General features: G+C 46.7%; 17 protein-coding genes. 4 read left to right on the plus strand and 13 right to left on the minus strand.

Annotated features, from left to right (window positions below):
* Nucleotides 1-287 precede the first annotated feature (287 nt).
* Nucleotides 288-653, minus strand: coding sequence for a winged helix-turn-helix transcriptional regulator (locus tag E4663_RS16325; protein WP_135328410.1), 366 nt, complete (start codon nt 651-653; stop codon nt 288-290).
* Nucleotides 654-777: 124 nt separating this feature from the next.
* Between E4663_RS16325 and E4663_RS16330 the strand changes: the two genes are divergently transcribed.
* Complete coding sequence (locus E4663_RS16330; protein WP_135328411.1) at nt 778-1173, plus strand: DoxX family protein; 396 nt, start codon at nt 778-780, stop codon at nt 1171-1173.
* Nucleotides 1174-1660: 487 nt separating this feature from the next.
* Here E4663_RS16330 and E4663_RS16335 read toward each other — a convergent pair whose 3' ends face one another.
* The 5 genes from E4663_RS16335 to rpsN form a co-directional block, all read right to left on the minus strand.
* Nucleotides 1661-2512, minus strand: coding sequence for a VOC family protein (locus E4663_RS16335; protein WP_135328412.1), 852 nt, complete (start codon nt 2510-2512; stop codon nt 1661-1663).
* Between the two features lie 148 nt (nt 2513-2660).
* Entirely contained in the window at nt 2661-3371 is a 711-nt protein-coding gene (locus tag E4663_RS16340) for a nitroreductase family protein (RefSeq protein WP_135328413.1), read from the minus strand.
* Nucleotides 3372-3484: 113 nt separating this feature from the next.
* Complete coding sequence (locus E4663_RS16345) at nt 3485-3898, minus strand: RrF2 family transcriptional regulator (RefSeq protein WP_135328414.1); 414 nt, start codon at nt 3896-3898, stop codon at nt 3485-3487.
* A gap of 341 nt (nt 3899-4239) precedes the next feature.
* The gene (locus E4663_RS16350) at nt 4240-5295 is read right to left on the minus strand and encodes a metal ABC transporter solute-binding protein, Zn/Mn family (protein ID WP_135328415.1); all 1056 of its coding nucleotides are present in this window, start codon (nt 5293-5295) and stop codon (nt 4240-4242) included.
* A gap of 126 nt (nt 5296-5421) precedes the next feature.
* Complete coding sequence (gene rpsN / locus E4663_RS16355) at nt 5422-5691, minus strand: 30S ribosomal protein S14 (RefSeq protein ID WP_135328416.1); 270 nt, start codon at nt 5689-5691, stop codon at nt 5422-5424.
* 193 nt (nt 5692-5884) lie between these two features.
* On the opposite strand from rpsN, the gene E4663_RS16360 reads away from it, so the two are divergent.
* A complete protein-coding gene (locus tag E4663_RS16360; protein ID WP_135328417.1) occupies nt 5885-7081 on the plus strand; it encodes a cytochrome P450 family protein in 1197 nt (398 codons plus the stop codon).
* 43 nt (nt 7082-7124) lie between these two features.
* Here the strand turns inward: E4663_RS16360 and E4663_RS16365 are convergent, their stop codons facing one another.
* From E4663_RS16365 to E4663_RS16390, 6 genes are all read right to left on the minus strand, one after another.
* The gene (locus tag E4663_RS16365) at nt 7125-7628 is read right to left on the minus strand and encodes a PepSY domain-containing protein (RefSeq protein ID WP_158290523.1); all 504 of its coding nucleotides are present in this window, start codon (nt 7626-7628) and stop codon (nt 7125-7127) included.
* Nucleotides 7629-7719: 91 nt separating this feature from the next.
* Complete coding sequence (locus tag E4663_RS16370; protein ID WP_135328419.1) at nt 7720-8223, minus strand: PepSY domain-containing protein; 504 nt, start codon at nt 8221-8223, stop codon at nt 7720-7722.
* A gap of 43 nt (nt 8224-8266) precedes the next feature.
* Nucleotides 8267-9619, minus strand: coding sequence for a sensor histidine kinase (locus E4663_RS16375; RefSeq protein WP_135328420.1), 1353 nt, complete (start codon nt 9617-9619; stop codon nt 8267-8269).
* Nucleotides 9616-10299, minus strand: coding sequence for a response regulator transcription factor (locus E4663_RS16380; protein WP_193554862.1), 684 nt, complete (start codon nt 10297-10299; stop codon nt 9616-9618). Before E4663_RS16380 ends, E4663_RS16375 begins: the two co-directional genes overlap by 4 nt.
* Before the next feature lie 215 nt (nt 10300-10514).
* A complete protein-coding gene (locus tag E4663_RS16385) occupies nt 10515-11261 on the minus strand; it encodes a TspO/MBR family protein (RefSeq protein WP_135328421.1) in 747 nt (248 codons plus the stop codon).
* Between the two features lie 107 nt (nt 11262-11368).
* Entirely contained in the window at nt 11369-11803 is a 435-nt protein-coding gene (locus E4663_RS16390) for a hypothetical protein (RefSeq protein WP_135328422.1), read from the minus strand.
* A 112-nt stretch (nt 11804-11915) separates the two neighbouring features.
* Here E4663_RS16390 and E4663_RS16395 point away from each other — a divergent pair, with 112 nt between their 5' ends.
* Nucleotides 11916-12437 carry a TetR/AcrR family transcriptional regulator gene (locus E4663_RS16395; protein ID WP_206663497.1) on the plus strand — a complete coding sequence of 174 codons (522 nt, stop codon included), beginning with the start codon at nt 11916-11918 and terminating at the stop codon, nt 12435-12437.
* A 39-nt stretch (nt 12438-12476) separates the two neighbouring features.
* On the opposite strand, the gene E4663_RS16400 is transcribed toward E4663_RS16395, so the two are convergent.
* The gene (locus E4663_RS16400) at nt 12477-12920 is read right to left on the minus strand and encodes a MarR family winged helix-turn-helix transcriptional regulator (RefSeq protein WP_135328424.1); all 444 of its coding nucleotides are present in this window, start codon (nt 12918-12920) and stop codon (nt 12477-12479) included.
* A gap of 156 nt (nt 12921-13076) precedes the next feature.
* Between E4663_RS16400 and E4663_RS16405 the strand changes: the two genes are divergently transcribed.
* Nucleotides 13077-13499 (plus strand): organic hydroperoxide resistance protein, encoded by a 423-nt coding sequence (locus E4663_RS16405; protein WP_135328425.1) that lies wholly within the window; start codon nt 13077-13079, stop codon nt 13497-13499.
* Nucleotides 13500-13553: the final 54 nt, after the last annotated feature.

Here is a 13553-nt window from a genome sequence, read left to right on the forward strand (position 1 = left end):
CATCCATATTTAGGTTAAACTGAAAGTGAGTCATCATTATTCCTCCTGCACAAGTTTTTAGCGGTAAAAACATTGTGGTCGGAATGATGATGGCTTATTCTTTTTACACAATTATAAGGACTTAATCGCATCCTTTATCCAAAAAGGCAACTAGACCCCTCTTCTCTCCCTTTTCAGAAGAACCTCCTGTCCAAAACGTCAAAGAGAACCGCCCTATCTGACATTTCCGAAGAAACTCCTAACCAAAACGACAGATAGACTTCTTTCACACAAAAAAACCCACTACATCAGTGAGTTCCCCATTTATATACTCTCCGACGAAGGCTGTTCCTTTTCCCATTCTTCCAAGTTCTCCATATGCTGCTGGCCCAGCCGTCCAGCATTTTCATGATCGGCAGGAGCTCCTTGCCGTAGTCTGTTACAGCATACTCGACTTTCGGAGGAACGGAAGGATAGATGGTCCGACTGATGATGCGGTGGGATTCGAATTCCCGTAAGTGCGCCGTCAACATTTTCTTCGTGATGTCTGGTATCAAACGACGGAGTTCGCTGAACCGGAGTGTTTCGTGCTCCATCAAGTGGAACAGAATGATGTGCTTCCACTTCCCTGTGAGCAGCTCGAGCACTTCGTTCGCTTTGCATGGTATTGTCATATGCCGTCTCCTCCTAAGGGTATCTTTTAGTAAACCTGGTCACTTTAAAGTGCCGTCTTACTTAGTCTTTGTACTTGTAATAGTATAAAAACCGTACTATCAAATCAAGGAGTTGAACTGGACTATGAGACAGGAAATCAGTTTGTTAATCGTAAGGGTCATCCTCGGAATCATTTTCTTTTTCCACGGGCTATCCAAATATATGGGAGGAATTTCGAATACGGCCGCTTGGTTTGAGAGCATCGGACTATCTGGAATGCTCGCCTATGTGGTAGGATCTCTCGAGATGGTTGGAGGTGCGCTATTGATTATCGGACTAGGTACCAAAATTCTTTCCGCACTGTTTGCGATTGTCATGATCGGTGCTATTTTCACCGTTAAGCTGCCAGCTGGACTGCTTGGTAATGGGCAAGGCGCAGGCTATGAATTGGACCTTGCATTGTTCGCCATGTCGGTCGCGCTTCTACTTAGCGGCAGTCGCTTGTTTTCACTAGACCATGTGTTGTTTGGAGAGGAATAAAAGTAGGGACCTTTACAAAAAAATCCCCTGCACCACCATGCAGGGGAAGTCTTAAACAACTTAGGTGACCCAACCATGTAAGAATCATCCAGGATTCTCTACATTCTTGGTTACTGACTTTCTCGGGGAGGACAATTCTCATTAGAATCCGTTTCCTTCTTCGCGCTTCATTGGTTAAGTCCTATTTTGTCTACGCGCAACAGACATTTCCAGGAGGCATCGCTATCCACAGACACTTTGTAGATCTTCTCCAGCACCTGACCCTTTCAAGGCTTTCTTTCCCTTTTCACAGGCTGTGTTCCTTTGTCGACCAGGTCCTTCGTTCGTTCGGAAACGAACTCTCGCGATGGTTGAGCCACCTAAGTTGTTTATCTTCTTTACACTTTTATTATATCACCGTTTCCGGTGAATAACGGGGCACTTTGTGACAGAATTGTAAACGTTTTCAAATAAAAAGGAGCCCACATCTGCAGACCCCTTTTCTTCCTTATATAACAAGCTTGATGGAATTGCCTGACGGGTCCGTTACATAAACGGCGTCATCCTGTTTCTCTGATGGGTGGCCCATTTTCTCTAGTCGCTGTAACGCCGCTTCCCGTTCCAGGTCTCCAGGGTACACTAGCGTGAAGTGGCGTAATCCCGCACTGTGCAGTGATGGCGAAGGTGCGCCAACCCCTTTCCACGTATTCAACGCTACATGGTGATGATAGCCTTCGGTCGATAAGAACGCAGCTTGCGGGTAGGAATGGTTGGCGATATCAAGCCCTAATCCTTCCGTGTAATACGCGAGCGTTCCCTTCAATTCTCTCGCATGCAAGTGGATATGCCCCATCCGGGTCTCTTCCGGAAAACCATTCCAAGACTCCTTCACCAAATCGAGCAACCCATCTGTGTCCAGCGGGTCCGTCGCCATCGCTACTTCGCTGCCGTTCCATGCCCACTCCTCTGATGATCGATCATGATACACTTCGATGCCATTTCCATCCGGGTCGCTAAAATAAATCGCTTCACTGACAAGGTGATCCGCGCCTCCGAGAGGAATCTTCTGCTCGGCAAGATGATGAATCAACCGTGCGAGATCCTTTCTTTCCGGTACCAGAATAGCGAAATGATAAAGTCCCGTCGCCTGTTTTTCTTTAACAGTCACTCGGGCCGGTTGGTGGATTACGACGAGAGGGTGCCTGCCATCAGCTGTCAAAGCAGCATGACGGTCGGACTGCTCCATCACCTGTAACCCTAAGACGTTTTTATAAAAATGGAGCGATTTCTCCAAATCTGTAACATTCAATTCAACAGAATCGACATACGTAGCGGGTTCTTGAAAGAATTTTGTTTCCATTGTTTCGATCCCCTTCCTTTTCTCTATTATCTTCACTATAAGTAGTTCTGATGAATGGCACAAGAAGGCACTTTACAGAAACCCGGTGTACTTAAGGATACCTTCCTACAAATAAAGACCACCCATCCAAGGGTGGTCTTCACAACTTTTATTCGTAACGGTTCCACTGCACGACATCTTCTAACGGAAGACGCGTTTTTTGGAAACCGGCTTTCGTTCCTTTGCCTAGAGACATCAACATAACGGAAGTATATTGTTCCGGTACATTAAACGCTTCTAGGAACTGCGCTTCATCGTAGCCGCCCATCGGTACTGTGTCATATCCTTTCGCTTTCGCCGCAAGCATCAGCTGCATCGCGACGATCCCGCCGTCGATGTGGGCGATTTTCGCAAGACGCTCTTCAGGAAAATTGCCGTAGTTATCGAAAATACTGTTCACATACATATCTTTGATATCTTCTGGCATGTTCCCTTTTTCAGCGATTTGAGAGTAGATTTCGTCTGCTTTCTTGAACGCTTCCTTATCTCCCAATACCGCGATGACTGCTGAAGCATCGACGATTTGTTGTTGATTGTTCGCAATCGGAAGCAGGCGTTCTTTCTCTTCCTGCTCATCGATCACGAGGAAACGCCAAGACTGCAGGTTAGAGGAAGACGGCGCAAGCGTTGCCGTCTGCAGCAGTTCCTCGATTTCAGAACGGTCGATCTTGAATTCCGGGTCGTACTGGCGCACAGAGCGACGTTCATTCGCTACCGTTAGGAAATCCGTATCCTCAAGAACTTTCGGCGCTTCTTTCGTAGTATCGATTTCTTTCACTTTATTAAGATATTCTTCTTTTGTCATAGATTTATTAGACATGAGTAATCACTCCTTTTAACTGTATCTTTCACAAATACAGTATAGAGACTTAACTGTTCTTTTGTCAACTACAGTTACTTATATAAAAAAAACGAAACGGATACCGCTTCGTCTTAAGATTCGATTAAATCAGCAAGGGACTTCGTGCGCAGCCCTTCTACAATCCACAATTCCATTTCATTCTGCAAGTCACAAAGGGACTGTCGCGACGTTCCAGAAAAGCAGTGCTTCCCTTCTGTCTCAAAGTGATCCCTCGCAACGGTTTCGGCACTGATGGCCGCATACACTTCCGACAGCTTGATCTCGTCCGGCTTCTTATTCAACGCATAGCCCCCGTCGCGACCTTCTTTAGCACCGATGATGTCGGCTTTCACTAAGTGCGTCAAGATTTTGCGCAGGTAGACGGACTGGGACTCAAGCTTTTCTGCAAGCTTACCACTCGGACAACGACTTTCATTTTCTGCAAGTACAATCAGAGCCTTCAAAGCCATACTGAACCAACGAACGTTATTCATTTTATCTGACATCGTTTCACCTCTTTATCCAAGTTCATTTTGGAACATCCTTGAATAAAAGTCAAAAAAACAACAGGACGCCGTGTTAGACGGTCCCTGTACAGGAGTCTATTTCCAGCAACTATTACAAGAGGTTCATGCTTACTTTAGCAAAGGTGTTGGAGAAATGGGTAGACTCCTACGGGATAGTAGTCCAGGTTGAGACCCCACAGCGACCGAAGGGAGCGAGGAGGCTTAACGGACGCCCGTGGAAAGCGAACCATTTCTCCAACACCGACTATCTATTCTAAAAAGAACCGACAAAACACTATGACAAAGGGACAATCCCTATCGATTGTCCCTTTGTCTATGACCTATTCCGCATCCGAAAGCGCCGTTTTCAACACTTCTATATTCCCTTCCATCAAGCTGAAGTAGTCTTCCTCATTCTGAACGTCTTCCTCCGTCAATACAGAAAGGTTGTGGATCCTTAGAGCTTCCGCATCCATCTCTTTTCTTACAACCTCTGCAATCTTCGGCGTTACATTCTGTTCAAATAACACATGATTCAATCCATGTTCATTCGCCACTTCGATAATCTGCTCAAGCTCCTGTTGGGACGGTTCGCTCGTCGGACTCAATCCCGAAACTGCGATTTGTTCCAGTCCATACGCTTGCTCCCAATAACCGTAGGCAGCGTGCGATACGATGATTTCATTCTTCGGCAGATCCTCGATTTCCTGATGGAACGTCTGATCCAGCTCTTGCAAACGTTTCTCTAAGTCTTCAAAGTTTTGCTGATACAAGCTTTCATTCTCTGGATCTACCTCGACCAGTTGATCTTTCACATTCTGTGCCAATTCCGCTGCGAGCGTCGGATCCAACCAGACGTGTGGATCCTGGTCGCCGTGGTTGTGCCCTTCATGTCCTTCTTCTTCATGAGTGCTTCCTTCGTCGTGAGCATCTTCTTCATGAGCGTGTTCGTCTTCATGAGAACCTTCCTCCTCATGCGCATGCTCCTCTTCGCGAGACGCTTCCCCCTCATGAACATGCTCTTTCAAATCGATTCCTTGAGAAGCTTCTACAATACGTACATCCTCTGACTCTACCGAATCTGCGATTTTCTCCGCGTACGCTTCCAGTCCGGCGCCGTTATAGATAAATAGGTCCGCTTCTGCGATTTCAATCATTTCCTTCGTCGTCGGCTCAAAAGTGTGAGGATCGGATCCTGGTGGAAGAATCGATGTCACCTCTGCTTCATCTCCCGCAATCTGCTCAGCAAAATACTGAAGTGGATATACTGTCGTGAATATTTTCACCTTTTCATCCTTTGCGTTCTTCTCCGAACTCTCGGATGAGGTCTCGCTGCTGCAAGCCGTTATGATAAATATAGATAAGATCAATAAAGATAGTTTAAGTACATGTTTCATTTCTTGTCCGCTCCTTTCCTTTGTCCTAAATTATAATATCGTAACCGTTACGCATTGTAAATAGTAATCATTACTTTTTATAATAAAAAATTAAAAAGCCAGAGCACATTGCTCCGGCTTCTCCGTTTACCAACTAGCTTTTTTCACACCAGGCACTTGGCCTTTGTGCGCATAGTCACGAAACGCAATACGAGACATTTTGAACTTTCTCATGTAACCTCGCGGACGTCCCGTCACTTCACATCGTCCATTCAAACGCGTCGGGGATGAATCTCTCGGCAGATTGCGTAGTGCCTGGTAATCGCCTTTCTCTTTCAGCTCTTTCCTTACGTCTGCATACTTCGCGACCATCTTCTGGCGCTTGTGTTCTTTTGCGATTTTAGACTTTTTCGCCAATCCGTTTCTCTCCTTTCTTTATCCATTTATCTATCATTCATAACTTGTGAGATTTAGATCAGTACACACATTAAATAGTAATCATTACTATTTGTGTTTTATACTTTATCACGATTGCTATTACATGACAAGCTTTCCAACTTCCGTTTATACTTCACATACAGGAAAAAAATAGAAAGGGGACTAATTCGAGATGGACCACGAACAACTTTTTTCCTCCAACTTCAAAGTGGGGGCTTACCCGTTCTATCAAACTCAGCGTCAGGAAAACCCGATCTTTGCCCTGCAAGAGAATCAAGGTCACACGTCATGGATTGTGATGAAGTACGATCATGTGAAGGAATTACTGAAATCCCAAAGCTTCATCAAAGACCAGGACAAGCTGTTTTCCACTTCCGCCAGAGACAAGGACGAAGGAGAACCGAATATATTCGGAAACATGATGCTCGACGTCGATCCACCCGATCATACAAGACTGAGAAAGCTCGTCCAACCTTCTTTCAACCCTAAGACAATCAAACAGCTCGCACCACGAATCGAACAAATAGCAGACGAATTAATAGAAGAAATGAAAACAAAAGAAGGCTCCTTTGACCTGATTGACGATTACGCCTTCCCGCTTCCGATCATCGTCATCAGTGAACTGCTCGGTATTCCAGTCGAAGATCGTGACAAGTTCCGCAAATGGTCGAATACGATCGTCGCCGCGTCCGAACAGGAAGAGGGAGACTTTCTCGAAGACGTCCAAGCCTTCACCCAATACTTAACCGAACTCTTTGAAAAAAGGAGTAACCAGCCGGAAGACGACTTAGTCTCTCAGTTGATCCAAACACAAGAAGACGGAGATAAACTGAGTAGAAATGAACTGTACTCGATGGTCGTCCTGCTGATCATCGCCGGACACGAAACGACCGTCAACCTCATTGGTAACACAATGTATGCTCTCTTCGAACACCCTGAACAATTGGAAAAAGTGAAGGCGGATCATTCCTTGATTCCAGGAGCGATCGAGGAAGGACTGCGATACTATAGTCCCGTCGATTTCTCCACCGCTCGTTGGGCAGGTGAGGATATGGATTTCCATGGTACAACGATCCGCCGCGGTGATTTCGTGATGGCGTCGATCAGTTCCGCCAACCGGGACGAAGAGAAGTTCGACCGACCGGAAGCGTTTAACGTGGAAAGAGAACGCAATGCCCACGTGGCGTTCGGGTTCGGAATCCACTTCTGCCTAGGTGCACCACTTGCCCGCTTGGAAGGTAAGATCGCTCTTGAGAAGCTGCTCGATGCATTTCCTAACTTAGGCATGGATACGTCCACCACTCCCCCGGCCTGGAGGAGAGTATTTTTACTGCGTGGATTGGATTCCCTTCCAGTCTGCTTTGCATAGAAAAAAACCTTGGTCGCGATCACGTCGCGGCCAAGGCTATTCATTAATCATCGTCCTTATCTTCTTTTTTCTCCAAAACCTCTCCCGTAGTGGCATCGATTTTCAGGTCGTATTCTTTCTGACCATCATTCATTTCGATCTCATAATACCCTTCGCCTTCGAGCTCAACCTTCACGATCTCAGCTTTCACTTGTTCTTTAGCGATTTTTTCGGCTTGCTCTTTGGACACTTCGACATTTTCCGGTTTCATCTCATCGCCTTCGCCCTCACGCTCGACTTTCAAGACTTCTCCAGTGTTTGCGTCCACTTCGACTTCCGCTTCTTTTCCTTCTATTTCATACACTTCTACGTTGTCCTCAAAGTCTTTATCCACTTCCTGAATCGTCAGCTCCCCGACTTCCTCCGTTGCAATCTTCTCCGCTTCTTTCTGAGAAATCGATACATCCTTTTCGCTGAAGCTGCTGTCCCCGGTCATCGCACTGACTCCGAATGCGCCTCCCAGCAAGACGACACCGACAATTCCACCTATGATCCACTTTTTCTTCATCATTGCTTCCTCCTTCTGTTTGTTCTAATTACAGCTTAACCGCCTCAGATGAAAAACAAGGAAGAAGAAAATGAGAGTTTGATGAGAATGATCAATCGTCCCAACTGATTGATAACACTTCACCGGTTATGGCGTGGACTTGAACTGTCGCTTCCCGACCATCGCCGCGCTCGATCTCCACTAAGAATGCAGGAGCTTCACCAGAAGATTCATAATCGACATCCTCCAGTTCACCCTCTACTTCTCCTAGGGCGATCTCAGCCGCTTCCTGTTCTGTAATCGGCTGGCCAGACGGTTCTTCGGTAGAGGAATCAGAGTTCTCTTCCTGGGTCGATTGTCGCGTCATCCGAACAATCTCGCCACTTTCTTTCGACACCTCGATGGCATAATCCCCAGTATCCAATTGGAGAGAAATCAAATAATAGTCATCTGTCTCCTCCATACCCAGCACTTCTCCATTGTATTGACTCTGAACTTGTTCTTTCACTTGATCTGCCGTCACAGCAGATGGACCTACCCATAACGACCAGCCTTGCCATAAAACAAGGACTGCCAACACTATAGCACCAGCGCCGATCACTATTTTTCCGTTCATCTATCTTCACCTCACGATGAGTATAACGCCTAATTATGAAAATTCACTGAGAACGCGCAAATGTCACCGTCACGCTCGTCCCTTCCCCTTCGACACTTTGAAGGTCGATGGTGCCGCCTAAGACAGCAGCAAGGTCTTCCGCAAGGGCGAGTCCCAAACCAAAGCCACCCTCACTGCTCGTCCGAGATTCCGAGACTTGATAAAAGCGTTCAAACACATGAGGACGCTTCGAAGCAGGGATGCCGATTCCTTCATCAATAATCTCCATCCGCCACTGTCGTTCTTCTACTCCCGCAACGAGCTGAATCGCCCCATCGCTGTATTTTCTTGCATTATCCATGAAAATATAGAGCAGCTGCTTCAACTTGTCAGCATCGGTTTCGATCAGACCATCCTGCTTCACCTCAAGCACCACTTCCCGTTGATACGCTTTTTCAAAAGCCGTCACTACGCTTGAGAGCAAATCGGATAAAGCATGCTGACTGACTTTTGTATCCCAATGTTCCTCCTGTCTTGCTAAGAGTAAGAGTTGTTGGGTCAGATCCTTCATGCGCAGGGCCTCCGAGTGGATTGCCTCGATCGATTCGTCAAATAGGGAAGCGTCCTGTAATCCGCGCCTTTTGAGGAGGTTCGAATACGATTCAATAATGGTGAGAGGGGTCTTCAATTCGTGCGACGCATTCGAGATGAACTGTTCCTGTCGCCTGTAATTCAGCTCCAGTTGATCGATCATCCGGTTAAACGTCTCTTTCATCTGCTCCAATTCATCATTAGACGCTCCATCTGCTTCAATCCGGCGGAATTGCCCGCTACCTCTGATCTCCTCCATCGTCTGGATGAGAGAGGTAATCGGGTTTGTGATCACCTTTCCTAGCAGACGAGCAGAAACAAACAGCGGGATGATAGCGATCAACGTCACAATCATCAGGACGAACCGGAGCAGTTGAAGCGTGCTCGCCTCAGAAGCCATCGTCTCCGTCAACTGCAACGAAGCCACTTCGCCATCTGACCAGACGACAGGTAGAGCTACGAAAGCATACGGTGTTCCATCAATCCGCGTCACTTCCGCCACTTCCCCTTCCAAGTATGTTGAAGGTTCTTCTGCAAGTTCAGGCAGACTTCCACCAGTCACGGTCGCAGCTTCTTCTCCGCTCTGAAGCACAATCTCGATCATGCCTCCTGGCGGCACGTAAGCGCGCAGTAGATCCTGAACCGGAAACCCGCCCTGCTCAGCCGCAACTCCTTCGAGTGCCTGCCGCGCTTCTTCTTTCGTCTGCTCTACCTCTGATTGAATAATAGACCGCTGAAAAGAAACATAAACAGCTGTATCAATCAAAACCAGCAGTAAAATCACTAATACAGTCGTATAGACGTGGATTCTATTCGATAGTTTCATCGCGGATCCTTCAACACGTAGCCGACGCCACGAACCGTGTGGATCAGCGTAGGATCATAGCCTTTATCGATTTTGTTACGCAAATATCGGACATAGACATCGACAATGTTCGAATCCCCGTAATAATCATAACCCCACACTAAATCGAGCAATTGCTGACGCTCCAAGACGTGGCGCTCATTTTTCATGAACGTAACGAGCAGATTGAACTCTGTCGCCGTCAAAGAAATCGGCTCGTCCCCGCGGAACACTTCATGCGTTCCTTCATCCACTTTCAAATCCGCGACCCGGAGGACAGCCTCGTCTTTCGGTCGCGTCAGTCGAAGTGCTGCCCGTATCCGAGCCAACAACTCCTCCATCTGGAACGGCTTCGTAATATAATCGTTCGCTCCAAGATCAAGCGTCGTCACTTTATCATCCAGGGCATCTTTCGCCGTCAGCATGATCACTTTCGTGTCCTCGTCTCCAGAACGGATTCTGCGAAGGACGTCCACTCCGTTCATACCTGGAAGCATGACATCAAGCAGCACGAGGTCCCATGCGCGGCTCCTGAACTTTTCTAACCCTTCGAATCCATCAGCCGCCTTCACTACCTCATAGCCTTCAAACTGCAATTCCAACTCCAAGACACGTGCGATCTTTTCTTCGTCTTCAATGACCAAGATCACTGGCTTCATCATCACTGATTCCCCCCCTCTTTCGATGCATCGTTACCGTTCAAATAGCTCATAGCTACCGTTATCTTTCTCAGCCAACATTACCGCCACTTCCCCTCTGGCTCTGTAGGTTCGGATTGGCACCCTATCAATAAAAAAAGAAAGAATGGAATCAGCAGCTGTTTCATGCGATCACCTCTTTCTTTTTTTATTCGAGAAGGAAGATGTGCTTCCTTCTGTTAGGAACTGAAAATATAGCGTTTCTTCCTTTTGAACAACCGGATGATGACAAACACCGTTATGAGGGCAGCAGCAACATACGCCACCGCAACAACTGCCGCAACCCCTTGATCCGCATTGCGCACACCGATGCCGATGAAGGCCCAAATGAATACGAGCGGATAAATTCGGTCGTGCTCGTTGAACAATACGATAAGCGCTAGGACCGTAGCTACCCCAATAAGAAGCATGGTCCATACGCTGGCCGAGATTCCCCAGCCGTTCCATTCGATATAGGTAAGAAAATAACTGATGTTCGCAATGGTCGCGACACTGATCCAGCCAAGGTAGACAGAGAAAGGCAGCCGGTCAAAGAACGAGGCATCCCACTCTTTCAACTGGACGTATAGACGGATCAACGTCCCTAGTAAACCAAGCATGACGAGAACTGATACCGCAAAGAACTCGTAGTGCCACATGAAAATCCACAAGCTGTTCAAGAGACAGCTGATGACGAACAATGTCCGGGTATTCCTGTACACCATCTTATTCCGCCGGGACTTCGGAATCTGACGGACAATCCATATTCCGAGCAGCAAGTAAATCAATCCCCAAATACTGAAGACGTACGCTGCAGGAGTAAAGAGAACATTTATTTTATTCGATATTTCCCCCGTCGTCTGACCGTTCAACGGCAGGATATTAGCAAGAGCATTAACAGTTAGTACGATGATATAGGCAATGATGGCCGTGACTAATTTTCCCATGGTTATCCCCTTTTCTATTCTTTTACTCCTTACTATTCCTTTTCACAACAAATTCCAATCATAAAAAAAGTGACTCTTTGAATTAGAGTCACTTTGACGATGGTGCATTATGCTCTTTTATAAGCCTCCAGGAAAGCAGCTGCCAAAAAGGTGAAGGCACCCCATAAGATCCAAGCCGCTCCTAATCCGACATCTTCCCACTGGTTTCCATACAAAGGCGTAAACCAAGTAATCGCAATGCCGTCGCTGAAGGTCGCTACTCCAAGACCGAAAGCAACCCCCGGTACAATCTGTTCTATCTCCAATTTACAAAAGGAAATCATGAACTTCACACCAACCCAAGCGACCGCGATCCCTAATGCGAAGGCAAAGATGCTTGCGACCGGACCGAACAATCCGACTTGAGCTCCGAACTTGACCGTCATGGCGCCTAAAAACCAAAACCCAAGTCCCAACATCGTCAATAACCCTGTCTGCTTCTTGGTGAAAGGAAACCTTCCTGCTCCGGTTACTTGATTCTTTCTTACATCCGCTTGTCTCATCTCCACGGATCCCACCGCCTCTCCCAATTTATGTAGCGGTTGCTACATAAATAAAATGTAGCATATACTACACAAAAAGACAACGAGGAAGATGATTATGAAAAAAGGTGAAATGAAAAAGCAAGCACATATCGAAAGCATGAAGCACTATATTCTCGAAAACGGCTTAACCAAAGCAAGCCTCCGCAACCTTGCCAAGGCTTCTGGGACAAGCGATAGAATGCTGCTTCATTATTTCCAAGATAAAGAAGACCTGATGACAGAAGTCCTTCAAGCGATTACACAGGACCTGATTGATCTATTAAAGGCAAATCAAACCGAGCCCCTTCCCTTGAACGTATTGGTTCCTCACTTAGGAAAAATGTTGAAGGAACCAGCAGTAAAGCCTTACTTGAGACTTTGGCTTGAGCTGATGGCAGAAGCCTCTAAAAAGGAAGAGCCATATTACTCGGCAGCAAGGAAAATTGCCGCAAGTTTCAAAGCTTTCTATAGAGAAGTGCTACTTGTACAAAAGGAAGAGTCGAAAGAGAAAATGGACGCTCTTGCTTTAGTGATGGTGGAAGGGCTCGTTCTAATGGATGCCCTTGATTTTGATGAGGATATCAACCTTGCGTTGCAGGCATTAAGTAAATAGATTTTAAAAAAAGTCGTCCATATATGGACGACTTTTTTATCATTCTTGATTCTTTTGATGAACACGTTCCAGCGTCTTCCCTAGAGAAGCCTTAAATTGTACCAGTTCCTCTTCCTCCATCCCGAGCTGCTCCACCAGCTGAAACGGGATCGTGGAAGCCTCTTTCTCCGCTTCTTTGCCTTGGTCGGTCAGGGAAATGATGACGCTCCGCTCGTCTTTTGGAGAACGATGGCGATACAACAATCCGGCCGTCTCCATCCGTTTCAACATCGGGGTAAGTGTTCCGGAATCAAGGTAGAGCCTCTGCCCCATCTCTTTCACCGTAATCGATTCCTCCTCCCACAATACGAGAAGAACCAAGTATTGCGGATAGGTCACATCTAATTTTTCTAACAGCGGTTTGTACAATTTCGTCATCTCACGCGCCGCTGCATATATGGAAAAACAAATCTGATTTTCTAACTTCAAATGCTCTTCAGCCATCCCGATCTCTCCTTCTATTCCAAGTGTACCCAAACTTTCTATCGATCACAACAACTCACTACCAAAGCGTTTTGCTTTGACATCTTAATCAGGTTGTTGTAAATTAGATTGTGCACAATTAAATTATACAAAATTAATAAAGGGAGATGAATCATAATGGAAAAAGCATTGTACACTGCGAAAGCAACCGCTCAAGGAGGACGCCAAGGGACGGTAACATCCAGTGACGGCACGATCGACTTCGAACTGTCGATGCCGAAATCTCTAGGCGGTCAGGAAAAAGAGGGCGCAACCAACCCGGAACAGCTATTCGCAGCCGGCTATTCTGCCTGCTTCGACAGTGCCCTTCAACTCGTAGCCTCCCAAGCGAAGAAATCGATTGAATCTGTCATTTCTGCAAATGTCAGCATCGGCAAAGAAGGCCACGGTTTCGGACTCGCTGTTCAACTCGACGTCGAGATCCAAGGCGTTTCCCAGGAAGAAGCAGAAGAACTCACACACAAAGCGCACCAAGTCTGCCCTTACTCCAATGCAACACGCGGCAACATCGAAGTGACGTTGAACACAACAGCTAAATAAGCATAGGAAAACGCTCGGAATCCTAGATTCCGAGCGTTTTATCTTCCCTTTTTT

It is taken from the genome of Halobacillus salinus (assembly GCF_004684905.1).
In the GTDB taxonomy this organism is placed as follows: domain Bacteria; phylum Bacillota; class Bacilli; order Bacillales; family Halobacillaceae; genus Halobacillus; species Halobacillus salinus.